The organism is Lysinibacillus sp. NPDC097195, from assembly GCF_044762075.1.
Taxonomy (GTDB): Bacteria; Bacillota; Bacilli; order Bacillales_A; family Planococcaceae; genus Lysinibacillus.
The window spans coordinates 35,406-59,892 of record NZ_JBIWDP010000008.1; the positions used below are offsets into that span (position 1 = coordinate 35,406).

Consider the following 24,487-nt stretch of genomic DNA (forward strand, 5'->3'; position numbering starts at 1 on the left):
AGTTTTAATTGTCTAATCCTGAAGGTCCATAGTATAATTTTAATGTTGAGCTTTATTATTCAATTATGCCCCTATGCTATTTTGAATAAAATTTAGTTCAATTATTTAATTATTCCCAAATTCAAGAGGAGAATATATCATATATGAAAAGATCAAATATAAAGAAGAAAAAGAGGTCGTCCAAAGCTTCTTTAATTATAAAAGTAGCATTGCTTCTCGTTGCTAGTTTACTAATTTGCGTTACGGCCTACGGTGTTTATATTACTAAGCAAGCCGAACACGCTGCGAACTCAGCCCATGAAGAATTAGAAGGTCGCGAAGTTTCAACACTGCGAGAAGAAAAAGTAGAACCAGTACATGATAATGTTTCGATTTTATTTGTCGGTGTCGATGATAGTGAAAATCGTGGGCAAGGATCTGATCATTCTCGCTCAGATGCACTAATCTTAGCAACATTAAATAACAATACTAAAACAATTAAAATGTTAAGTATTCCTCGTGATTCTTATGTTTATATCCCTTCCGCTGGCTATAAGGATAAAATCACACATGCACACGCATTAGGCGGTACCCTATCAACTATCGAAACGGTTGAAGGTTTACTAGATATTCCAATTGACTACTATGTGCGCATGAACTTCAACGCATTTATTGATGTTGTCGATGCATTAGGCGGTATTGAAGCTGAAGTACCTTATGCTTTACACGAAAAGGACGAATTTGATCGTAATACGATTAACCTTCAGCCTGGTTTACAGCATTTAAATGGTAGTGAAGCACTAGCACTTGCTCGTACACGTAAAAAGGACAATGATATTCAACGTGGTATTCGTCAACAAGAAATTTTAACAGCCATTACAAATAAAGTGGCGTCCGTTGGCTCTATTACAAAATATGATGATGTCATTAAAGCAATCGGCGATAACATGAAAACAAATATGACATTTAGTGAAATGAAATCATTCCTGTCATATTTAAAACAAGGTAAACCACGTATCGATTCTTTAACGTTAGATGGTGCCGATGATATGTCAACAGGCGTTTACTACTATCAATTAGACGAACAATCTGTTGAGGACGTATCACAAATTCTTAAAAACCATCTTGCATTAAAAACTTCTTCTACGTTAACAAACAACAATACTGATAAAGATAATGCAGCTGGCGATGATAGTTCATCAAACGATTCAGCCCAATAATACAAAGCCTTTCCACTATCGAAACTGATAGCGGAAAGGCTTTTTTTATTTTAGTTTGCCCGCGGAGCTCGCTCTTACCCGCGATATTTGGGTTAGGTCTGAGTTGCATAAAAAATAATGCTTATTGTGTATAAGTAGTGATTAAATAATGATTTCAAAAAGGTTCGTAAAAAGAGCATTGTTACAGACAGGTAATTGGTTTACAAATAGAAAAATAGCACTCATCGCTGAGCGCCATAGTTTGGTTCATTTTGATTGTCAGATTCATTTTCGAAGTATTCTTTTATATAATACCCTTCCTCCTCTGGAGTCGACAAACGAGATGCTTTTCCTGGAGCGTTTACATTTCCGCCCTGATGCATTTCCCAAATTTTATTATGGTCGTCAACGGCGTTTGAAAAATCACCTTTCGACCATCTTTCTAATATTGGAATGTAAAGATCGTTATGTTCATAATCGTTCATTTTACATAAAGCCAATAATCGTTCAACTTTTTCTTGTGTTATTTGCGTGTGACCCCACTGAGCACCTGACTGAACCTTTTGGTGAGACATGCTGTGAATAGCTTCGCTCAACTTTTCTTCTACTAAATTATCAGGATATTGCAGTTCTTCCATTGTAATTTTTTTATCTTCAAGTGGTGCTCCAGAATTTTCAACAACAATTGGTTTTTCTTTTTCAGGACCAGGTTTCTCTGTTTGTTCGGTGAATTTAATGGTACTAAAAATCCCACCAAAAATGACCAACATTACAATGATAACGATAATCGCTTTTGTTTTTCTTTTCATGTTACTCCCCCTCAATAATTTGGTTTTTCCATGAACATGTCCCATAAAGCTATACCCACTGCTAGCTCTTTTCCCGCGATATCCACCGTTTTAACCACGAAATATACATTGCTATGTTCAAAAAAAGACTGTAGATTACTCAAAAAATGAGCTACTCTACAGTCTTAATATTATTTATTAAAAATTCGCATGAAATTTAAAAGCGGTTTATAGTTTTTGCCTGCAAGTCCTATGATCTCCACAAAAATTTCTATTGCAATTAAAATTACTGTAATTAGTAAAATTGCTCCCCATAACTTTGCCATCGAGAAGATAATAGCAGCTAAACCGAACATCATGGCAATGCCATAAATAATCAGCACAGTTTGACGATGTGTAAAGCCCATATCCAATAGACGATGGTGTAAATGGGATTTATCTGGATCAGACCATTTTTTCTTCATTCGTAAGCGACGAACGATTGCAAAGAATGTATCAGAAATCGGTACACCTAGCATAATAACTGGGATAATTAACGAAATGATCGTAAAGTTTTTATATCCTAATAATGCTAATACTGAAATCATAAATCCTAAAAACAATGCCCCAGTATCTCCCATAAAGATTTTAGCTGGGTGGAAATTATAAAATAAGAAACCAATTGTTGCTGCAGCTAAAATGGCTGCGAAAGCTAATACGAACATGTCGCCCATACTAAATGCCACACATGATAAAGTGATTAGTGCAATAGATGAAACACCAGCTGCTAAACCGTCTAAGCCATCTATTAGGTTAATGGCATTGGTAATACCTACAATCCATAGTATCGTAAAAGGAATACTTAAGAAACCGAAATCTAATTGCCCACCAAATGGCAAGTTAATGAAGTCAATTTGAATACCACCTACAAAAATAACGATAAGTGCAGCAACAATTTGACCAAGCATTTTTGCCTTTGCGGAAATCTCACGCATATCATCAATGACACCTGTTGCCACAATAATACAAGCTCCGATAATAATCGCTAAACTATATTCACTGTGCGGCTGTAAAAAAGCCACTCCTATTAAAAAAGCAAGAAAAATTGCCAGACCACCAAGTCTTGGCATGATGCGTGCATGGACTTTTCGATAGTTCGGCGCGTCAACGGCACCTATTCTAAACGCTAAACGTTTAACTAGTGGAGTTAACAAAATGGAAGCAACGAATGCTGCTATTAAAGACACGTAAAGCATGTCTCTCCTCCTCAAAAAAATAATCTACATTTGAATCCAATTTGATTATAGCACGAACAAGCTCTGAAATATACTTTTTCTAAACATTTTCCACCATTTCACATTTTCCATTTTTCTCTATTATTCTACTTGCATTACTGAATGTCAAATGTAGTCATCATTCGTAAAATTTGATAGAATAATGAGGTGTCTAGCATTTAGACAACTTTAAAGGAGCGTAAATTCATGTTCTCAATTTTTAAACGCAACAACGAGCAAACGAGTGCTCGTCAATTAAAACGCTACTATAAATTAGTAGAACAAATTAATAATCTTGAAGAAAAATATGTCAACAAGTCAGATGCTGAATTAAGAGAAATGACTTTTATTTTCAAGGATCGTTTAGAACAAGGCGAACCAATTACATCAATCATCCCAGACGCATTTGCTGTTGTACGCGAAGCCTCAAAACGTGTATTAGGTATGCGCCATTTTGATGTACAACTTATTGGTGGACTTGTATTAACTGAAGGCAATATCGCTGAAATGCCTACAGGTGAAGGGAAAACGCTAGTTGCCTCACTTCCCTCTTATGTGCGCGCATTAGAAGGAAAAGGTGTTCATGTCATTACCGTCAACGACTATCTTGCCAAACGTGACTTTGAGCTAGTTGGACAAATTCATCGTTTCCTAGGTTTAACAGTCGGCTTGAATGTGCCAATGATGGAACCAAATGCAAAAAAGGACGCTTATAATGCGGATATTACATACGGCGTTGGTACTGAATTTGGTTTCGACTATTTACGTGACAATATGGCACATAGCTTAGCTGATAAAGTTCAACGCGCCTATCATTTTGCCATTATCGATGAAGTCGATAGCGTACTGATTGACGAAGCAAAAACGCCGTTAATTATTGCTGGTAAAATGCCTGCAAACGATGAATTACATCGCATAGCAGCTATGTTAGCTAAACGCTTTAAAGCAGAAGAAGATTACGACTTTGATGATGAAACAAAGGCAACTTCTTTAACAGATAAAGGCATTGAAAAAGTTGAGGCTGCTTTCAATGTTGATAATTTATATGATTTAGAACATCAAACACTTTACCATTATGTCATCCAAGCTGTACGTGCACATGTCATGTTCCAACGTGACGTTGATTATATTGTGAAGGATGACAAAATTGAGCTTGTTGATATGTTCACTGGTCGTATTTTAGAAGGTCGCTCTCTTTCCGATGGCTTACACCAAGCAATCGAGGCGAAAGAAGGCGTAACGATTACAGAAGAAAATAAAGCACAAGCTCAAATTACGATCCAAAACTACTTCCGTATGTATCCGAAGCTTTCTGGGATGACGGGTACAGCGAAAACACAGGAAAAGGAAATCCGCGAAGTGTACGGCATGGAAGTTATTCAAATTCCAACAAACCGCCCACGTCAGCGTGTTGACCAGCCTGATATGATTTTCAAAACACAAGCAGCGAAGTATAAATTTGTTGCAGCTGAAGCGAAACGTCGCCATGCAAAAGGGCAGCCCGTATTAATCGGTACAACTTCCATTCTGCAATCTGAAACGGTTGCCGAACATTTGAAAAAAGAAGGCCTAAAGTTCCAATTGCTTAATGCCAAAACAGTTGAGCAAGAAGTTGAACTGATTTCTCAAGCAGGTCAAAAAGGCCGAATTACCGTTGCTACTAATATGGCTGGCCGTGGTACAGATATTGTGTTAGGTGATGATGTACATGCACTAGGTGGATTATATGTTATCGGTACCGAGAAACATGAAAGTCGTCGCGTTGATAACCAGCTACGCGGTCGTTCTGGTCGTCAGGGAGACGTTGGGGAAAGTCGCTTCATTCTCTCTATTGAAGATGATATGTTCCGTCGCTATGCAAAAGAAGAAGTTGAAAAATTCATGACAAAAATGGTTGTGGATGAAAATGAAGTCATTCAAAACAAAGATGTTCAAGAACTTATCAACCGCACACAACGCATCGTTGAAGGTTCACAGTATGGCATGCGCGAGTACAATTTAAAATTAGATGATGTTATTAATGATCAACGTACAGTTATTTACGGTCTACGTGACAAAATTTTAGCTGGCGAAGATGTAATGGGTGAGCTGAAAAAAATGTTGAGCGAGACAGTCGATTTCGCCGTACGTGATGCTGCACCTGAAGAGCTCCCTTCTGTAGAATGGGCTTATGACCAAATGGAAAATTCACTTAATTCATTATTTATCACACCTGTTACAATTGATCGTGAAATTGGTAAAGTGAAACAAATTTTAGCCGACATTCAGCCTTCTGAGCAAGAACTTCTTGATCATATGGAAAAATTCGCAGAAAATGCACAAGTCATGGCTGTCATTCCACAAGTAATGCTGAGCTATTTAGATAGTGGCTGGGTGAAACATTTAGAAGCAATGGCTCACCTAAAAGAAGGTATTGGCTTACGCCATTATCAACAAGAAGACCCAATGCGTATTTACCAACGCGAAGGACTTGAATTATTCGGCAAAAATTTCCAAGAATTACGCCGTTCTATTATTATCGAAATTACAGGTTTCATGAAAATGGTTGAAGGACAACAACAGGAGGTACAATAATGGGCTTATTTTCATTTTTTAAAAAATCGGATAAAATCGTGCAAGAAAATACAATTGATTCAAAGGATTTACTAGGCAACGCTTCTACTAATAAAGGTGACAATCGTGATGTCGTGACGAAACTGTCATTCCATCCTGAATGGGATGTACCACAGGAGCAAAAATACATTTTTAACTTCCTTGCTAATGACTTAGAGCCATTAAAGCCAAATCAACTATCGCTATCTTCTATTAGTATTGAAGAGGAGCCACGCACAGGCAAATGGCTAGTTCGTGCATTTTTCCGTTCATCATTAGCTGAAGCAATTGAGCTTGGTGAAATTGAATTATTCATTATGGATAAAAACGATGAACTTGTAGCATCGAAAAAATTCGATTTCAAAGCACTGGGCACAATCCCCGCTGAAAGTGCGCGTCCATGGGTATTTGAATTCGAAAAATCTACAATTAAAGTAGACGAAGTACCAGAGGACGGTTGGAAAATCGCCTTTAACCTTGTTTCCTTACGTGGTCACCAATTAGAATTAGATCCGACATGGGAGCAACAATTACCTGCAGCGCAAAAGGAAGAGCTTGCAAAAATCGTTAAAACATTACCAAAGTTAGGCGAAACAGAAGTCAACTTCACTGGCCTACAGGCAAAACTTGCTGACAACGGTAACTTGAATGTCTCCATCTTTATTCGTAACGGTCACAACAAAGCAATTAATCTTGAACAATTACCGTTAGAAATTATCGATGCAACAGGTAAACAAATCGCTAAAGGTTCATTTAAAATGGAGCCAATCTTGACTGTCCAACCAAACTCAACTAAACCTTGGACATTCATCTTCCCAGCTGAACTAGTAGATGCTCAACAAGCTGACCTATCACGCTGGACAGCACGCGTAACTCAATAATTAATAACAATCGAAATCCTTCTTTCTGCGGAAAGAAGGATTTTTTACTGTATACAAAGCTTTGATTTTTACTATGTGTCCTCGGAAATTTGCTTTTGTGGCGATTCGCACGGTCCTTGTGGCGGTTCGTTATCATTTTGTGGCGGTTCGCACACCATGTGTGGCGATTTACTCCCCTTTTGTGGCGATAAGCCACAGTTTCCTGGCGATTCTGGACGTTCTACCAGCGATTCATCACGGGTTACCCGCGATTCATATCATTCTATCGGCGATTCACGTCATTCTATCGGCGATTCTCCCGTGCTTACCAGCGATTCGCCATAAGTTACCCGCAATTCACGACGTTCTGCCAGCGATATCGCGTCTAACATTCCAGCAAATAAAAAGCGATTTTTGCATTATGCAAAAATCGCCTACTTATTATTTCACTGTATCAAATCGTTTATAAGCTACTAATCTAGTTGACCAGTAAGAGTACGTCACATCAGAAAGTTCCACACCATCTGTACCTGCGTGGATAAATTTATTATTGCCAAGGTAAATACCCATATGAGAAATGCCATCTTTATACGTATTTTCAAAAAATACTAAGTCCCCTGGCACAGGATTTTTCACTTGTGTTGTACTGCTATTAAAATAGCCCTCGCTGCTATCTCTGCCTATTTTCAAACCGCCTTGATTAAATGCATAAAAAATAAATCCGCTACAATCCAGACCATCTGGAGTATTCCCACCATAAAGATAAGGTGTTCCAATAAGTGCATTTGCTATTTCCACTGTTTTTTTATAAATTGCTTGTCCATTCACTGTTGGATCTGACGTCGTCACTTTTGAGGGCTTGTCCTTATCTGTTGTCACATTATTATGTATTGTATCACCCTCAGGTATCACAGCTACTGGAGAAATTTTTAACACTTGTCCAATATAAATTTTGTCGTTCTCTATGCCATTCCATTCTTTTAGCTCTTTTAACGTCACATTATATTGCTTCGCTATTTTTGATAGCGTATCGCCTTTCACAACTGTATGAACAGCCGTTGTCGGTTTTGGCGGTGTCGTTGTTGTTGGCTTTGACGGCTTTACTGTTTCCGTTGTCGTTTGCTTTGTAATCTCTAACTTTTGTGCTATATAAATCGTGTCCTTGGATAAATTATTCCATTTTTTAATGTCTTGTATTGATACTTGATGAGATTGGGCAATCTTGGATAACGTATCACCTTTTTGTACTGTATATGTCGCCGCTTGAGCATTTTGTATTGCAAAAAATGAAGTAGCAATAGTGCTTAAAGCAAGAATTCTCCATTTTTGTGATTTTAGCATATCAAATAGCCTCCGTTCATGGTAGAATATGTCCTTGTGTGTCTATCATACTAAAGAAATGCCTAAACAAAAATCGGAAAAACTGACTATTTTTCAAAAAATTTATGAATCCTATAGAATACTACAGAATCCGACTATCTACTATTAGTATAATAATTGCAAGTTTTATAGTCCTATGATAACATACATGTCTGTATTTAAAATTTTTAGAAAGTTTCATTTTTTCAATTATAAAGGAGTTTTTAATTTTTATGAGAAACATCTTGATTTTCATCAAAGAGAATTTAGCTGTAGGATTACTACTTTTCGCCTTATTTTTAGGGGCAGGTAATATTATCTTTCCACCATTACTTGGTCAACAAGCTGGTGAACATATAACACTTGCCATGATTGGATTTTTAATAACAGGTGTCGGTTTACCTTTACTTGCAATCGTTGCTGTAGCTAAAGCAGGTGGCGATTTACAGCTGCTAGCAAGTCGAGTGCACCCGGTTTTTGGGATTATCTTCACCTCTATTGTATATTTAGCAATCGGTCCGTTTTTCGCGGTTCCACGTACAGGCTCTGTATCCTATGAAATCGGTATTGCTCCGTTTCTTACAGAGGCTGCTAATGAACATTGGGCTCCACTATTTATTACGTCTATAGTGTTCTTTGCATTGATTCTTTATTTATCGTTCAATCCTTCAAAACTTGTCGATCGCGTTGGGAAAATTTTAACACCTGTACTGTTGGTAGTTATTTTAGTACTAGCTGTTAAAAGTTTTATGACACCAATGGGTGACCCTGGGGTAGCCGTTGGCAATTACACGAATGCACCATTTTACGAAGGCTTTGTGCAAGGCTATTTAACGATGGATGTGTTAGGTGCTCTTGTCTTTGGTATTGTTATTTTACAAGCATTACGTGGTATGGGCATGCATGATAAGAAGAAACAAGTTAAAACAACCATTTTTGCAGGAATTGTAGCTGCACTTGGTCTGGCTTTTGTCTATATTTCACTTGGCTATATCGGCAATACAAGTATCAGTGCAATTGGTACATCGGATAATGGTGGCGTTATTATAGCCAAATCAGCGCAATACCTATTTGGTAGCTTTGGTAGTATTATTTTATCTCTTACCATCTTATTAGCATGTATCTCTACGGCTGTCGGCTTATTAACAGCCAATGCACAGTTTTTTAACAAGCTATTTCCGCAAATTTCATATAAAACGTTTTTAATCGTCTTTACGCTTTTAAGTGTAGCTATTACAAATGTTGGGCTATCAACAATCATTAGTACTTCATTGCCTGTCTTATTAATTATTTACCCGCTCGCTATTGTACTGATGATGTTATCGCTTGTTGACCATTTCTTCAAAGGTGGGCGCATTGTTTATATTTGTGCGTTAATTCCGACATTCTTTGTCAGTCTGTATGATGGATTAAAAGAAATGAAAATGACATGGTCAGCCTATGAGAATATGTTAAATGCATTACCACTATATGAGCAAAGTCTTGGTTGGCTTGTACCAGCATTAATTGGTGCATTGATAGGATTTATCATCCACAAGCTTTTCACAACAAAATAATCGTTCAATAAAGACACGTCATCTTCTATAGACGTGTCTTTTGTCATTCGCGGCAATATGGAAATTCATGTATAATATGAAATAAATAATTTAGAAAAGAGGTGTCTTATGAAAAAAATATTATGGTCTTTCTTGTTCATAGTGAGCTTTGTCATCTTTCCATTATCGACCGCTTCTGCTGCAACTAATGAGCAGCAACTTGTAGAAGAAATTAAAGAAATTGTTACAGAAAATTATGTTGGTAAAATTAATGGCAACTTACAAAATGCCAAAACCGTACCAGATATCATTAATATGCTAGACCCTTATTCAACATATTTTTCGAAGCAAGAATTTGAAGAATTTATGAATAGCATCAATCTATCCACAATTGGTATAGGCGTTGTTATTGAAAAACATGATGATGGTATTCACATTTTACAAGTAATCGAAGATAGCGGAGCCGCTGAGGCTGGTGTCGTGGCTGGAGATATCATTGTTGGCATTAATGGTCAATCCATTGTCGAAAGCTCGATAGAGGAAGCCTCCTCCCTGCTAATCGGCAATGAAGGTACACAGGTTCAAGTTAAACTACTACACGAGAACGGAACTACTTCTACTAAAAACATTACACGTAAAAAATTCACACTGCCAAATGTAGAGTCTGCTTTATTATTTGGTGATGTCGGCTACATAGCTATGTCTTCCTTCTCTGAAGATGGTGCACAACTCGTAAAAGAAGCTTTGATTCAATTAAAACAACGTGGCGCTACTTCCTTTATTTTAGATTTACAAAATAATGGCGGCGGTTACGTTGCAACAGCAGAACAGCTTACTGGCTTATTCCCAAAGGCAAAAATCGCTTATTTACTGCAAGAAGCACATGCCTCTTATGAAGTACGTGCTATTCAACAAAATGTAAAATTCCCAGCAAATACACGTATTTTAGTAAATCGTTATAGTGCCAGTGCTTCTGAAATGCTAGCTGCTTCGTTACAAGATCAACAATCAGCGATTTTATATGGTGAAACGACTTATGGTAAAGGGGCAATGCAAGGCTTTTATGAATTGCATGATGGCAGTTATTTAAAGCTTACTGTTGGTAAATTTACAGGCCCTGCTGGTCAAACTATTAATGAAGTTGGTGTGAAGCCAAATATTAAAACAAAGACGCCACCAATTTTCCAAGCACATTATGATGCGATTAAAGCGCAATACAAAGATTATCAAGAACTAGTAAGCCTAAAAAATGTGCCTACTACAAAAACGTTTACGGTTAAGTTCTCACAAGCTTTTGCTACACCTATTCCTGAAGGTAGCGTACAGCTCATTGCATTAGGTGGAGATGCAATTCCAATTACAACAAAAGTAGAAAAAGATAATTCCTTTATCGTTACACCTACTGAGCCTTTAGGTAAAGGGCAAGAATATATGCTAGTTGTCCATCCAACTATTCAAAAAGCAACAGGTGATAAACTGCAAAAAGGAATTTATCTTCATATAGCTGTGACTAACTAAAAACAAGTTTATCGCACACAATATAAAGGCGTTTGATGATCGCTCCAATGCGAAAATCAAACGCTTTTATTTAGCTTTTTAAAATTCCTCTACTATTAGAAAAAGTGTTAGATTAACCATAATTAATCTAACACTTTTTTGCGTCGTTCAAGTCCACTATGGCTGTCACCTTCCCGCTCAGCTCAGACGCATAGGCTGAACTCGTCTTTAGATATGACAATTAGCTAAGTTCTCACGCATGTGGGGTTCCTTTAGAAGAAAAAATACATGCACTAAGTTACGTGCTAGCTCACAAGGCTTACTTTTTTGTTCTAGTAAATTCGTTAATATTAAACGTTCAAAGGACCCTACTAGGCTATCTGCTATTATTTTTATATCAATATTTTGTAATTGAAACACTCGTTCACAATCATGACGATAGACTAGCTCAATAAATTGCTGTGTTAATTGACATTTAACACTCGTCGATTGTTTTGATTCAAAAAAGCCGATTTTCGTTAGCTTTGGGTTTTCCATGATATAGAGGAACAGCAAATATAATTTTTGCTCAAGTATTTCAATAAAGCCCTCTAACCCTTTTTCAACTTCTGCATGGTCATTCCGCATTATTTCATTAAAACCTTGTTGAAATCGTGTGTTTAAATCATTGTAAAGCGACTCTTTACTTTTAAAATATAAATAAAACGTAGGTTGTGTTACGTCTGCTGATTTCACGATATCACTTATTTTTGTCGCATGATAACCCTTTTCCGCAAATAGCTCCACAGCTTTTTCTAGTAATAATTGTTTACTTTTTTGACCATTTGAATTAATTTTCCTGCCTCTTGCCATCAATGTCACCTTACTCTAATAAATATTAATTTATTTGTTTATTTATGGTATTAAAGATATTAAATACCATAAACGAACCCATCATTTTCCTTTTGTTATTTGAATAATGTTAATTATAATATAATTCTAAAAATTACACTATGTATATTTAACAATAATGTGATTTTTGGTACTTTTTTTGCTTTTAAAAACACTAAATATCGATCAAAAGTTTCAAACCCACTCCATGACAATATTGCTTAAAAATGTACCTATATAGCCTTTACAAACAATATAAAAAAGCATGCTGGAAGTAGTCCCAGCATACTTTTCAAAATTTTTATTGTTTTAATAATTTCTTTTTCAGCTTATCCATATATTCTTTTACTTCTGTTATGCCAAATAATAAGTAAGAGCCTACAAAGACAGCAATAAAAATCGCTAAACCAACAATGAACGTTAACCATTTGTAATCAAATACTAAATAGTGACTTGAAAAATACATAACAATCGTAATGATGATTATTGGCGGCATTGCTCTGAAAAAATGCAACTCTTTGCTAAAGATGCCCATTTTCAAATCGTACTTCACTATTGCATAGACAACTAACATAATAAAGTTTGTAATGGCACTAATTAATGTACCCCAAGCAATTGCTTCGGCTCCATAATCTTTTACCATCAGCATAATAACCGCAATATTGACACCAAATACGTTGATTAAACTAAAAATAACTGGTGCCATGGAGTCGCCCTTTGCATAATAGAAGCGCGTAATATACGTATTTGCAGCTAAGAAATACATGGACAACACGAATATTGCTAAAACAGGTGCAGTAAGCGCTGTCGAGGCAGCATCGAAATTACCATACTGGAAAATGACCTGTATCAAGTTTTCCGAGTAGAAATAAGAATATATTGTTACGGGTATCAGTAGCAATAAAAGATAATGTAACCCTTTAGAATATAAGCTTTTAATAGAAGCAGAATCATTGTTCGCTTCTTTTTGACTCAGAATCGGATAGATTACTGTTGTCACAGCTGTAATTAAAATCGCTTGTGGGAATTGCATCAGCTTAGAAGAATAGTTCACAGCTGCTACAGCCCCTTCAGAAAGCATACCAGCAAAAATACGCTGTAACAAAGCATATAATTGAATTGTCGCTCCTCCCAGCATAATCGGTAATACCATAATCCAAAGCTGCTTTGAGGAAATATTATGTTCAAACGAAAATCCAACTTTATGAGAATCTAATTTGCGATAACCAAGTATTAAGAAATACAGCATAATCGCCGCACTAGCTAAAGCACTAATACCATATCCAAGTGCTTTGATACTTTCAATTTGAGATAACCCAACGGCAATGACTAGGAAAATCGCATTGTAAATTAAAATCGCAAAGCTTGATAAGTGGAATTTCTCATTGACATTCAATAAGCCACTATACCAAGAAGATAACACAAGTAATATCGATGATGGCATCATCCAATAGTACAAGTTTTTCAATAAATCTAAATCACTTTGACTATAATCATCACCATTCGTTTTTTCATGGTTGAACATCTCCATGATTGGATTCGTAAATGCTAATAAAATAATAGTCATAGCCGTAACAGTCAACAATACAATCGTAAAGGACTGTTTTACAAATACAGCTCGGTCTGTTGTTTCCCGATTATAAATCGAGATCACGGCTGTTGTAAAAGCTCCACCTACTACTAAATATAAAAAATTAGGAATGGTGTATGCTGTAAAAATACTATCCGCAGTATGGGAACTCCCATATTGGATACCGATAATGATCTCACGTAAAAAGCCGAAAACACGAGCAACGATATTAATAATCGCAACGGCGCCGACAACTTTTATAAATTTATTCATAAGTCATCCCTACCTTTAATGGCCGACTTATAAATTTCAATACATCTTGCTGTTATATTTTTTTCATCGTTAAATTCTAAAACGTCATTAATCGCTTGACGATTCATATATTGTTCCTTTGGCGTGTTCACTGCACGCAGCATCTCCTCGGATAAAGCCATAGCGTTCTCAGGCTCCACTAAACGCCCTGCTCCTTCACCAAGTAATGACACAAGCCCACCTACTTTTGAAGCGATGACAGGTGTATCTGTCGCCAATGCCTCTAATGCTACTAGGCCAAAACCTTCTAAATGGGACGGTAACACGAAGACATCACTTGCCTGGAACCACTTTACAAGTTCTTGTTGTTTTAGTGGGTCTATGAATTTGACGTCTTCACTGAAAAATGGTTGCAAAGATTGGTAAAAATTATCATCTCTTCTAGAACCGATAATAACTAGTTCTATTGGGCGATCCACTTTTGTTTTTAACATTTGGAAAGCTTGTAATAATTCTTCCACACCTTTTTGCTTAATGACATTTCCTACAAATAGAAAGACAAATGACTCCTTCGCCACTTGCAATTGTTGACGTACTGCAGCTTGGTTACCTTTTATAAAGACTTCACGATTGACCCCCATGCTAATAACGGAAATTTTGTCAGGTTCGATAGCAAAGTCTTGCTCAATTTGTTGCGCTAGCACAGGGCCAACTGCGATGACATGTGCACTTTCGCGTAATATACTAGCTGTCCAGTTGCGAATGCGTGCATTTTTCTTTGCCATCCGTTCAATGTCTCCACCATGAGCTGTAACAATGTACGGTATACCAAACACTTTCTTTAAAAGTAGTGATAACATACCTGAAGGAAACACATAGTGTGCATGTGTAATATCGATTGATTTTCGATTTTTTAAGCCCTTCATTACTGTAGAAAGTCCCCATTTAGCATATTTGACAATGGTGTTTTTCTTACCAGTGGCTGGGTTTGTATTCACTGCTATTTCAACGTCTAGTCCTGCCTTTTCAAGTGCTGTAACTTGGTTTTTCACAAAAATACCGAATGATAAATGATCAGATGTTGGATACATATTACTAATGACGAGTACTTTTTTCATAGACGTGTCACTGCCTTTTTCATTAATTCCTGACCATACATGGCCTCTTTATGAATATGTGTAGCAATTTGTTTCGTCTCCGCAATTGACTGCTCCCAATTGCTACTTAGTTTACCAACTAATTTAGATAGAGCTTTCTCATCATCCTCTATATCCTGCATCTGTAAGCAACGATCCGATGCACCAACAAAGGACATAAAATCTTGCACTTTTGTATGATAGGATACTGCAATAATGGGAGTCTCAGAATTGGTCGCCAGTATAAGTGAGTGTAAACGCGTACCAATAACGATATCTTGCTCGGCTGTTACCTCAAGCAAACGTTCAGGCACAAGATTTTCCTCGATTATTTCTGTCTTTGCACGATGTTGCATTTTCTTTTGTATATCATGTGTCACGGTTACATCTTGAGGAAACTTGGTTGCAAAAAATGTAATGTGAACATTTTGCTCTGAAATAACTTGATCTAAATTTTTGGCCATACCTGTTACATATGCATCATATTTTGCAACATTACCTTCTGGCCAATAGTTTGCATTATAATATGGAACGGCTGAAACACCAATTTTCATTGGCTTATCAGCATAGTCTTTGCGATCACCTTTTAGCGTAAATGCAGGATCACCAATTACTTCAATTGGTTTTTTAACCCCAATACTTTCTAATAGTTTTTTAGACTGAGGATCACGCACAGAGATATTTGCTGCATAACGACACATAACGCGGATACTAATTTTACCAGAGAAAGTATCGAGTGGTCCTGCGCCGCATCCGTAAATAATGTAGGGAATATTACTTTGTTTCGCCATCATTGCGTATGTTCCATAAAGATGGGCCTCACGTTTATAAAAGTCCATTAAAATACCACCACCACCAATAATGAGGAGGTCAAAATTCGAAACATATTGTTTGTTATTTCTATACGTATGGATAAACGTTTTATATAAATTGCCCTTTTTATAATACAATGGATAGCTATGTACCCCATAACGCGCGGATGTTTGTTGTGTGTTATTGCTAAATACGGTAATGTCGTCACTCGTTACCGAAAATGTTTGTTTTACTTGTTGAAGAATGCCGTATAATATTGATTCATCACCATTATTATCATTGCCGTAATTCCCCACAATGCCTATTTTCATTAAAAAACATCCTTTTACTTTTTAATACAGAGATTATACCACAATTGCAGTTATTCGTTCTTTTTAAAAATAGTAAAAAAAAGGGGAGCCTCGAATATATACGAGATTCTCCCCTTTCCTACTGCCCTAGTACTAATATTTTTAGTATAAACAGCATAAAAGTATTACTTCATATGCCTCACTTCTAACAGTGCGCAATATAATGCTAGGGCATAATTCCTCTATTATTTATGAATGGCTCTGTAAAGGAACAGACCGAAATGTGCTCGACTAATGGCTTCGTTTGGTTTATAAATGTTGCCATCATAGCCAGTCGTGATGTTGTTTGCTGCTAATTGTTGTACATATGTGTAAGCCCAATGATCTTTTGGCACATCTTTAAAGGCAATACTGCTTGTGCCCTTTAATTTATAAGCGATTGCTACAATTTTGGCCATTTGTGCTCGCGTCAATGTTGCACTCGGGTCAAAAGTATTGTTTTCACGGCCACTCATTATACCCGCTTCGACAACCGCTGCAATTTCCTTATAGTAGATGTGATTAGCCGGAATATCTTTGAAGCTTGGATTTTTCACATTTTTCGTATCTAAACCTAAAGCACGACTAATAATAACTGCCGCATGGGCACGTGTTAGTTTGTCATTCGGTCTAAATGTACCATCAGCCTGACCTGTAATGATATTGTGAGACGTTAAATATTCAATCTCTTTATAGTAGACATAATTATTCGGAATGTCTTTAAACAGTGCCGGCTTCGCTACCGTAACCGTAGCAGCCATACTTTTCGTGCCTAATTTAGCGATGACTTTACCAGTCGTACCTGGATTTTGCGCTGTAAACTTACCAGTACTTGTAATTGTACCGATATTCCCTTCTACAGACCATTGCACCTGAGATGGATTATAGACAATCGGCTTGCCTGCATCATCTTTTGCATCAATCGTAAAGTTAACAGATTCGCCTGCACCTACAGTTTTACTGCTTGGTGCAACATTCATCGTTGTAGGTGCATCCACAACTTTCACTTGATATGATTGCACCGCTGATCCGTCATAGCCGATATAGATTCGATCCGTACCAGCTTGCGTTGCTGTATAGTTCATACCATTAATTTGTAACGTTTGGTTTTGAGACGCTAATGATAAATGGCCATCTAGTGGTAGTGTTGTATAGTTATCATCTAACACATATTGCACAGCTACACTTGATGAAGCACCTACTAACAGCGTTGCATAATTTGTACTATTGGTAAATTTCATATGTGTTGCCTTGCCATTTGGCGCTGTACTTACTGCTTGTAAAGTGGCAGATACAAGGCGTTGCGTATTTCCTGAATTGGATGGTAAATTCGCTAATACGACATTATTACTGCCGTAGTTTCGAATACCCATTGTTGTGGAGCCCCCACCATCTAAGTTAATGGCTCTGTCTACACCAAGCGCCACTAAGTAATTCGCAAGCTGTACCATGTTCATGCCTTTACTATGGCTTTGACGCCCGTCTACTGTAATAAAATGTACTGTTTGTCCATTATTACTTGTCGCTACCACTGTACGTGGTGCTACTTCTTTGGCGCGAGAGCTAGAAGTACTCATCATAATGTAAGGTTTTCCATCCTTCACTAAGTAAGGACCACTCGCCAAAATAAATTGCGCATTTTGCCAAAGTTGATCAATGGAGAAGTTAACACTCATTTCATCGCCAACAGCTACATGGCTTAATTTATTGTGCCAGTCACCGCCCTGTAAAGATACAACGAAACCTGTAGATGGAATCGTTAATTTATCTTTCGAGCCATATGGTTTAATTTGCGTTACTTTACCTGTTAACGTTTGTCCAAATTTATTTTCCGTAATCGGTGACCCAGTGTCTACTACAATTTCAAAACCGTATTCATTTGTATCTGTTGTTTTACTATAGAACTGCGGTGTGTATATAACAGCTTCTGAGATATTACGTACACGATTTAAGCCTGACATTTCATAATTTGTTCCGTTATGAGAAAGTGTTATATCAAAATCAAAATAATCAATAACACCACGACCATCAGAATTCATCCCAAACGCTGTCGGGACGTTCATATATTGGTCGGAACCGTTTGAAACAGTACCGCCGTTTAAAATAACATTATTTTTGGCTAGTAAAAATAATGGGTAACCTTCTGACATATTATAAAAACTTGCATTAATAGCACCAACTACACGATTGCCTTCACGAGAAAGACGATTCGCGTTTGCTACTGTCGATTCTTTTCCATTGACTGCTGCGGGCATCCCTAGTTGTACTTCCGTCGTTGGATCTCCAACATTAATCGTTAAATGATTAATAGAATTTGTATAGGTATTGCTGTATGTATATTGGTTATACTGCACACCTTTTGAAAGTGGGTAATCCTTCTTTACTGTTTGAAATGCATAGGCATTTAGTGGACTAACAACAATCGACATCATTACAACTAACACTAGTAAAATTTTTGCTATTCTTTTCATTTTTGCGCGCTCCTCAGTTAATGTAGAGCCCTCACCTTCCCTTCTATATTTTTCTTCTATTAGATTATCAAAAATATGCCAAAATAGCTATGGAACATTTAAGCTATTTTCCAGTTTCATATATATGGTAAAAAAACTATTTACATTGACGCATTTTACACGAATATACATATTTGACCTTATCTCAACTCTCTAACTTTGGTAAAATGATGTTAAAGTTTAGGAGGTTAATAATATGAAAAAACTATCAATCATTGCATTGCTTATGACATTAATTAGCTTGCTCTTTTGGCAACCCCAAATGGCTTCCGCTGATGAACTTTCAGGGCATGCTCACGAAAATGGTCTGCGCTATTTAATTTCAAAAAATGCTTTAGTCATGGATGCCAATGGCAGTTATCGTCCAAATGACAATGTAACACGCGGAGAATTTGCTTCATATTTAACAAAAGTAATGAAGCTTGAAGCAAACAACGGCATGGCATTTACCGATGTGCCAGATACATATGTATATGCAACAGATATTCAGCTTGCTGCTACTGCTGGTATCATCACTGGTTATGCAGACGGTTCATTTAAGCCAGATGCCGCCATTTCAAGACAGCATATGGCTATTATGCTAGAGAGAGCTATTGATTATTTAAAAATCCCTAAAGGTACATCAACTATTACATTTAAGGATAACGCTTCTATTATTAAAGACTACCGCGCTGCCGTAGCTGTGGGTGCACAGTTAGGCATCATTAACGGTTCAAATGGTTACTTTATGCCAGAAAAAAACGCAACAATTGGACAAGCTGCAACGTTTATTCAACGTTTAATGCTGCTTGCGGGTGATGCTTCTGCTGACTTTTCTACGTATGCGGTGAAGGAAATTTCAAATGGTACATTAGTCGGTAATCAAGGCTTCACAAGTTTTGAAGCCGCTGAAAAAGCCATCACTAAAAATACACAAGTAATTGTCCAAAAAGATAAAATTGTCAAAATGTCTTCAGGCTATGCTGTGACAAATAATTATGTGGCCCTTTACTCTGAAACGATTAAAGACCAAATCGCCGTTGCAGGTAATACTGAAATGGAATACATCAGCAGTGATGCAACACAAGTAAAAGTTCGATTAGCTGGCCAAGTTGGTTATTTAAAACAAGCGGATGTAACACTCATTCCATTTTCATTAAGTAAAGGACGCTCTTATTACACAAATGAAAATGGTGAAATTAAACATACACTATACGATTACACAACAAATAAATATTCTTCTAGCTATGTTTTCGGAAAAGCACCTGCATTCATGAAACAGGGCCAAAAATACTATAGCTGGAATGGCATTTATTTCACAAACGGCAGTGGCTCATCTAAAGGTGAAGCTTATAACTATTATCAGTTTTTACCTGCTCGCGCAACAACACAATATACAGCAGAAGAAATCGATGCTTACATTATGACTAAGCTTGCCGAAGTTGAAAGTACAGGTGTTACTCTTTATAAAGATGCTACAACTAAAAGTAAACTAATCGGCTTAGGTAAAACATTAAAAGAGATTGAAGCAAAGTCACATATTAACGCCATGCTAATTTTGGCACTTGCACAGCATGAAAGTGCATATGGTATGAGTGATCACGCTCAAAACTTAAACAATCTATTCGGTTTATATGTATATGACACAAACCCATTGAACAAAAAATTCGACACTATCGCAGCTAACATCAATGAACTTGTTGATAAGTTTTTACAACCAAACTATATTACACCGGGTGGTTCACCAGGGAGAAATTATGCAAATGGTGCTGTAGTTGGTTCGAAGGCACTTGGCTTTAATGTTAAATATGCATCCGATCCATACTGGGGAGCTAAAATCGCCGGTCACTATTATCGTGCTGAAAAAGCGTTAGGCTTTAAGGATGCTAAAAATCCATATACTATCGGTTTAACAACAACAACTGGTCTAAACGTCCGTATAGACCCATCTACTAACAATAGCCCACTTTTCACATATGCTAGAAGTGGCATGCCTGTTATTGTTATTAACGCTAACGTCAATGGTTGGCATGAAATACTATCTGATAAGCTCCATACGGGATCAGCTTACATTAGTAAAGACTATATTAAATTGATCGATACAGTGAAATAAAGAAAAAGCGCCATCCAATTGCATTATATTGGACGGCGCTTTTTTAATTTTGCAGTTCAGGTTCATAATTCCGCGGTATGTGATGAGAATTCCGCGGGGCACGGGCTTTTTTCCGCGATATATCATGAGAATTCCGCGGTACATCCGCTTTTTCCCGCGATATTTCATGAGAATTCCGCGGTACATCCGCTTTTTCCCGCGGTATTTCATAGGATTTCCGCGGGGCACGACCATTTTCCCGCGTTATCAAAAAATAAAGGGCTATCCTCAATTGGATAGCCCTTTACTGTTAGTATCGAAGTTTTTGTTGTTCTGTTTTAATTATTGCTGACGCAATGACGACAAAACCTAACATTAAAATAAAGATTAAATCAAGTAAGCCTGTATGCATCGACACTGTAAATAGTGTAATGACAAAGGCATAGGCAACTGAATGGAAGCTACGGATGCCAGCACGTTTTACTTTATTATAAATTAATGAAATTAATACACCATATAATAAGAAGCCAATCGCTACAAGCGCATAGCCACCATCTAGGAATAACTGTCCGATAAAGGTTGGCGTTGTTGTTCTCGTTGGACGTGTAATATACTTCCCTTCGTCCACACTTAATGAGTTAACCACTTCTGTTACCTTCATACGTGGTGAAATTTGCTCACCTGGAAGAATCGTATTAAAGACCCCTTTGTGAATTTCACCTTTTAAGTACCCCTCTTCTTGCGTGTACTCAATAATTTTACTTAAAACGATATGACCCGTTACACTTTCACCATTTATTGAACGAATCCATTTAGGTGTTAAATTTACTTTTTGTTCAACGGTTAACAGTTTTTCTTTTTCTGTTTCTGTTAATTCAACATCTGGTTGGTCACGGTTATTAAATTCTTTGGTTGTATCCTCTGTCACTACTCGTAAGAAGCCAAACATCGAGAAAGCAACACCAATGACAAATAAAGCTGTCAGGAACCAAGTTAACTTTACGCGCTTCACAACATAATGGAAAATGATAATTCCAGTAAACAGCATGATGATTAATGGCGTACGATAGCCCATTAATAAGAATAAGAACATGACAACAGCAAAAATCGCGCCGTATACAAATGCTTTCTTCCACGTCATATGCTTTTCTAAAATCATTTTGTAAGATAACAACAATAAAATACCATACCATAATAATTGGCTAAAGAAGTTTAGTTTTGGATCAAGATTACGACGATTTGATTCATCGGAAATTCCTAAACCCCCACCGAAAATCATCATTAAATAAGAAGCTAATCCGATTAATGTTAGTAATACAACAAAGTGAATGACATATTTACCTAAGAACGAAAGCCCGAATGATGGGATTGTCCATTGCAATTTATCAATAATATAAACACCGATATAATAGCAAACAAGTGCTACTAATACAGCTGGCCAAATTGATACGCGAACATTAAATAATTCAAATCGATGGAAATCGAATAGACTTGTAAAGAAATATAGCACTAATATAAAAGGTAAAAAGAAATACGGTGAAAACGTATCAATCTTATTGACCTTTGCGAAAACTTGCTTCAGTTTATTCATACATGTAATACATCTAAATAGATGTTATTGCCCTCCTCTATGATGAATCAATAGTTGTTACACACTATTATATTCTTTAGTTTTCCCTACAAAAACAAAAGTTATTATATCATAAATACCGCTAGACTTATAGAAAGGATTAAGTCGATTTTACATAAAACAGCTCAATATTTTCATTTTCACCTAAATCTCTACTAACTAGTAAATATTTAGATGTATGATAAGGATAAATAAAAAACAAGGATGTGGATTTATTGAAGAAATTCGCCATTGCACTTATTGCATTTTGCTCTTGTATGCTTGTTGTCGTTCTAGTACCGATGCAAACGCAAGCAACTACTCAAAAAATCGGTATTGTTTTCTCAGAAAGTAGTGAGAAATATGCCAACACTACTCACCCAGGTGGTACATATAATGGCCAAACGGTATCTCCAAAGCTCGACTATAGCTCAACATATAATAAGGAACTAAAAGCATACCTACTCTATCAGCAACAAGGCTTCCATGTAGAGAAAATTTACGAAAAGGACTTACGTAATTTAGATAGTTTAAGTCAATATGATGCCATCGTCTTTCCATATACAGTGATGATGAATCATCAGCAACGTGAAAATGTCAAAATGTACGTACGCAATGGTGGCGGTGCAATATTTGCGTTTCAAACTGGCCGTAACGAATCAGCAAAATTTCCGCAGGTTGGTCAAATGGATCTATCTCCCTTAATCTATGATGTCGACTCATGGGTCATGGAATGGGATAACCTTTCAGAAGTTTTTAATTCTCGCTTTATCGATGATATCGTGCTAGGTAATGCAACAATTAGCAATTCTAGTGCAACGCATCCAATTATTCAAAACGCGACAAAAGAGCTCGGCAAAAGCACCTTAAGTTTGACAAAATCCGATCATGAGTGGGTTGAGGTAATTAAACCATGGCAAGGTGGCGCTGCTTCACCGATTTTATATTTTACAAATTACGATTATACAGACAAGCCACAAACAATGAGGAAAAATGAGTTTGGTGCTGCACATGCCATTGACTATGGCAAAGGCAGAGTCGTACAAATCGGATTTAAAATTTATGATTACATTACAATTAATGAGCAAGCAGCTTGGCAAGATAATGAAAACGGTAGTGCCTACGCCACAACACGTGGCGATTTGGATGCTCAAGTATTTTTGAAACACGCTTTACATTGGGTTGCCGAAGACCATGATGGTCATGTGCCACGTCGCTATAATCTATCACTATCCTCTGACGGTGTGCAAAGTTATGTAGCGCCTTCTGGTCAATTCGTTTTCTACTCTACTGTAACAATAAAGAACAATGGCAATGTGCCCGCTCGTGGTACGTTGAAAGTAGAAATTCTTGACGCAAACGATCGCGTTGTCGGTAAAGGACACGAACGCTATATACCAGGTTTAGCTGCCGATGCGACAACAACGAATGCTGACCGCAAAGATATTAGTACCCACTCGGAAAAATATCAAATTTTCATGCCTGGAAATTTAGCCGCTGGAACATATACGATACGAACTTCCTTTATAGAAGGTCGCGATGATCGTCAAAATGTTGACGAAAAGTTTGCAACCGTGGCAGAAATTAAAACGCTCACACGCACAAAAGGTTCCAACAAGGCTTCGATTGGAGTCGCCCCATTTTTTCAAGATGTGTCAGCGTCAACTGATGCATATTATGATATTAAAAACTTACACGCACTTGGCATAGTGAAAGGTAGTAATGGGAAATTCAACCCTCAAGGCACATTAACACGCATACAAGCTACCGAAATGGTGTTACGTGCTCTAGGTATCACCGCTTCAAGTTCAGCTATGTTGAATGCCAGTGATATAAAAAAAGAAGACTATGGTTATGCAGTACTCGCAACAGGGGTACGCTATGGCATCATTTCTTTAGAAGATGGGAAAATCAATGCCCATCAACCAATGACGCGTGCTGCCATGGCACATGCACTTGTAAAAGGCTTTAAGCTACAAGGCTATGCTAAACATACCTTTATAGATGTCCCTGCATCACATATCTATTTTAAAGATATTCAAGCGCTTTATGCACTAGGTATTACAACTGGCTATGCTGATCAAACGTTTAAACCAAACAATACGGTAACTCGTCAAAACTTTGCTCAATTTGTCAATCGTACACTACATGCAAACGCTAAATGACTTTCGTGTTAGAGTTGATAGAATTTTTGTATCGCGGATAGAAGACCATGAATCGCGGGTAAGAACTCTTATAGCGCCACTGAAAACGGCTATGTGGCCT

General features: G+C 37.1%; 16 protein-coding genes. 7 read left to right on the plus strand and 9 right to left on the minus strand.

Annotated elements, in window-relative coordinates; all coding sequences use genetic code 11:
• The first annotated feature begins 143 nt into the window (after positions 1 to 143).
• Positions 144 to 1,199 carry an LCP family protein gene (locus ACIQXI_RS20725; RefSeq protein ID WP_402928255.1) on the plus strand — a complete coding sequence of 352 codons (1,056 nt, stop codon included), beginning with the start codon at positions 144 to 146 and terminating at the stop codon, positions 1,197 to 1,199.
• Positions 1,200 to 1,420: 221 nt separating this feature from the next.
• Here ACIQXI_RS20725 and ACIQXI_RS20730 read toward each other — a convergent pair whose 3' ends face one another.
• Positions 1,421 to 1,987, minus strand: a complete 567-nt coding sequence (locus ACIQXI_RS20730; protein ID WP_402928257.1) for a DUF6241 domain-containing protein — start codon at positions 1,985 to 1,987, stop codon at positions 1,421 to 1,423.
• A 170-nt stretch (positions 1,988 to 2,157) separates the two neighbouring features.
• Positions 2,158 to 3,201, minus strand: a complete 1,044-nt coding sequence (locus ACIQXI_RS20735) for a glycosyltransferase family 4 protein (protein ID WP_402928258.1) — start codon at positions 3,199 to 3,201, stop codon at positions 2,158 to 2,160.
• A 225-nt stretch (positions 3,202 to 3,426) separates the two neighbouring features.
• Here ACIQXI_RS20735 and secA2 point away from each other — a divergent pair, with 225 nt between their 5' ends.
• The gene (gene secA2 / locus ACIQXI_RS20740; RefSeq protein WP_402928260.1) at positions 3,427 to 5,793 is read left to right on the plus strand and encodes an accessory Sec system translocase SecA2; all 2,367 of its coding nucleotides are present in this window, start codon (positions 3,427 to 3,429) and stop codon (positions 5,791 to 5,793) included.
• Entirely contained in the window at positions 5,793 to 6,692 is a 900-nt protein-coding gene (locus tag ACIQXI_RS20745) for an accessory Sec system S-layer assembly protein (protein WP_402928261.1), read from the plus strand. The genes secA2 and ACIQXI_RS20745 overlap by 1 nt, the downstream gene beginning before the upstream one ends.
• A 420-nt stretch (positions 6,693 to 7,112) precedes the next feature.
• Here the strand turns inward: ACIQXI_RS20745 and ACIQXI_RS20750 are convergent, their stop codons facing one another.
• A complete protein-coding gene (locus ACIQXI_RS20750) occupies positions 7,113 to 8,012 on the minus strand; it encodes a C40 family peptidase (protein ID WP_402928262.1) in 900 nt (299 codons plus the stop codon).
• 251 nt (positions 8,013 to 8,263) lie between these two features.
• On the opposite strand from ACIQXI_RS20750, the gene brnQ reads away from it, so the two are divergent.
• Together brnQ and ACIQXI_RS20760 are read left to right on the plus strand one after the other, a co-directional pair.
• Positions 8,264 to 9,586 (plus strand): branched-chain amino acid transport system II carrier protein, encoded by a 1,323-nt coding sequence (brnQ, locus tag ACIQXI_RS20755; protein WP_402928263.1) that lies wholly within the window; start codon positions 8,264 to 8,266, stop codon positions 9,584 to 9,586.
• Positions 9,587 to 9,694: 108 nt separating this feature from the next.
• Positions 9,695 to 11,083 carry a S41 family peptidase gene (locus tag ACIQXI_RS20760; RefSeq protein ID WP_402928265.1) on the plus strand — a complete coding sequence of 463 codons (1,389 nt, stop codon included), beginning with the start codon at positions 9,695 to 9,697 and terminating at the stop codon, positions 11,081 to 11,083.
• A gap of 207 nt (positions 11,084 to 11,290) precedes the next feature.
• On the opposite strand, the gene ACIQXI_RS20765 is transcribed toward ACIQXI_RS20760, so the two are convergent.
• The 5 genes from ACIQXI_RS20765 to ACIQXI_RS20785 form a co-directional block, all read right to left on the minus strand.
• The gene (locus ACIQXI_RS20765; protein ID WP_402928267.1) at positions 11,291 to 11,914 is read right to left on the minus strand and encodes a TetR/AcrR family transcriptional regulator; all 624 of its coding nucleotides are present in this window, start codon (positions 11,912 to 11,914) and stop codon (positions 11,291 to 11,293) included.
• A gap of 319 nt (positions 11,915 to 12,233) precedes the next feature.
• The gene (gene murJ / locus ACIQXI_RS20770) at positions 12,234 to 13,775 is read right to left on the minus strand and encodes a murein biosynthesis integral membrane protein MurJ (RefSeq protein ID WP_402928268.1); all 1,542 of its coding nucleotides are present in this window, start codon (positions 13,773 to 13,775) and stop codon (positions 12,234 to 12,236) included.
• Complete coding sequence (locus ACIQXI_RS20775; RefSeq protein WP_402928270.1) at positions 13,772 to 14,872, minus strand: glycosyltransferase; 1,101 nt, start codon at positions 14,870 to 14,872, stop codon at positions 13,772 to 13,774. The genes murJ and ACIQXI_RS20775 overlap by 4 nt, the downstream gene beginning before the upstream one ends.
• Positions 14,869 to 16,014, minus strand: a complete 1,146-nt coding sequence (locus ACIQXI_RS20780) for a polysaccharide pyruvyl transferase family protein (RefSeq protein ID WP_402928272.1) — start codon at positions 16,012 to 16,014, stop codon at positions 14,869 to 14,871. The genes ACIQXI_RS20775 and ACIQXI_RS20780 overlap by 4 nt, the downstream gene beginning before the upstream one ends.
• Before the next feature lie 224 nt (positions 16,015 to 16,238).
• Positions 16,239 to 18,503, minus strand: a complete 2,265-nt coding sequence (locus tag ACIQXI_RS20785; protein ID WP_402928273.1) for an S-layer homology domain-containing protein — start codon at positions 18,501 to 18,503, stop codon at positions 16,239 to 16,241.
• A 235-nt stretch (positions 18,504 to 18,738) separates the two neighbouring features.
• Between ACIQXI_RS20785 and ACIQXI_RS20790 the strand changes: the two genes are divergently transcribed.
• On the plus strand, positions 18,739 to 20,634 hold the full coding sequence (locus tag ACIQXI_RS20790; RefSeq protein ID WP_402928274.1) for an S-layer homology domain-containing protein: 1,896 nt from the start codon (positions 18,739 to 18,741) through the stop codon (positions 20,632 to 20,634).
• 289 nt (positions 20,635 to 20,923) lie between these two features.
• On the opposite strand, the gene ACIQXI_RS20795 is transcribed toward ACIQXI_RS20790, so the two are convergent.
• A complete protein-coding gene (locus ACIQXI_RS20795; protein WP_402928276.1) occupies positions 20,924 to 22,204 on the minus strand; it encodes an oligosaccharide repeat unit polymerase in 1,281 nt (426 codons plus the stop codon).
• A 254-nt stretch (positions 22,205 to 22,458) separates the two neighbouring features.
• On the opposite strand from ACIQXI_RS20795, the gene ACIQXI_RS20800 reads away from it, so the two are divergent.
• A complete protein-coding gene (locus tag ACIQXI_RS20800) occupies positions 22,459 to 24,387 on the plus strand; it encodes an S-layer homology domain-containing protein (RefSeq protein WP_402928278.1) in 1,929 nt (642 codons plus the stop codon).
• The last annotated feature ends 100 nt before the right edge of the window (positions 24,388 to 24,487 follow it).

Coding starts and splice junctions, on each gene's coding strand:
- ACIQXI_RS20760 (WP_402928265.1), top strand. CDS start 9,695: ATGAAAAAAATATTATGGTCTTTCTTGTTCATAGTGAGCTTTGTCATC.
- ACIQXI_RS20780 (WP_402928272.1), bottom strand. CDS start 16,014: ATGAAAATAGGCATTGTGGGGAATTACGGCAATGATAATAATGGTGAT.
- ACIQXI_RS20765 (WP_402928267.1), bottom strand. CDS start 11,914: ATGGCAAGAGGCAGGAAAATTAATTCAAATGGTCAAAAAAGTAAACAA.
- ACIQXI_RS20790 (WP_402928274.1), top strand. CDS start 18,739: ATGAAAAAACTATCAATCATTGCATTGCTTATGACATTAATTAGCTTG.
- ACIQXI_RS20730 (WP_402928257.1), bottom strand. CDS start 1,987: ATGAAAAGAAAAACAAAAGCGATTATCGTTATCATTGTAATGTTGGTC.
- ACIQXI_RS20725 (WP_402928255.1), top strand. CDS start 144: ATGAAAAGATCAAATATAAAGAAGAAAAAGAGGTCGTCCAAAGCTTCT.
- ACIQXI_RS20775 (WP_402928270.1), bottom strand. CDS start 14,872: ATGAAAAAAGTACTCGTCATTAGTAATATGTATCCAACATCTGATCAT.
- ACIQXI_RS20745 (WP_402928261.1), top strand. CDS start 5,793: ATGGGCTTATTTTCATTTTTTAAAAAATCGGATAAAATCGTGCAAGAA.
- secA2 (WP_402928260.1), top strand. CDS start 3,427: ATGTTCTCAATTTTTAAACGCAACAACGAGCAAACGAGTGCTCGTCAA.
- ACIQXI_RS20750 (WP_402928262.1), bottom strand. CDS start 8,012: ATGCTAAAATCACAAAAATGGAGAATTCTTGCTTTAAGCACTATTGCT.
- ACIQXI_RS20785 (WP_402928273.1), bottom strand. CDS start 18,503: ATGAAAAGAATAGCAAAAATTTTACTAGTGTTAGTTGTAATGATGTCG.
- ACIQXI_RS20735 (WP_402928258.1), bottom strand. CDS start 3,201: ATGCTTTACGTGTCTTTAATAGCAGCATTCGTTGCTTCCATTTTGTTA.
- ACIQXI_RS20795 (WP_402928276.1), bottom strand. CDS start 22,204: ATGAATAAACTGAAGCAAGTTTTCGCAAAGGTCAATAAGATTGATACG.
- brnQ (WP_402928263.1), top strand. CDS start 8,264: ATGAGAAACATCTTGATTTTCATCAAAGAGAATTTAGCTGTAGGATTA.
- murJ (WP_402928268.1), bottom strand. CDS start 13,775: ATGAATAAATTTATAAAAGTTGTCGGCGCCGTTGCGATTATTAATATC.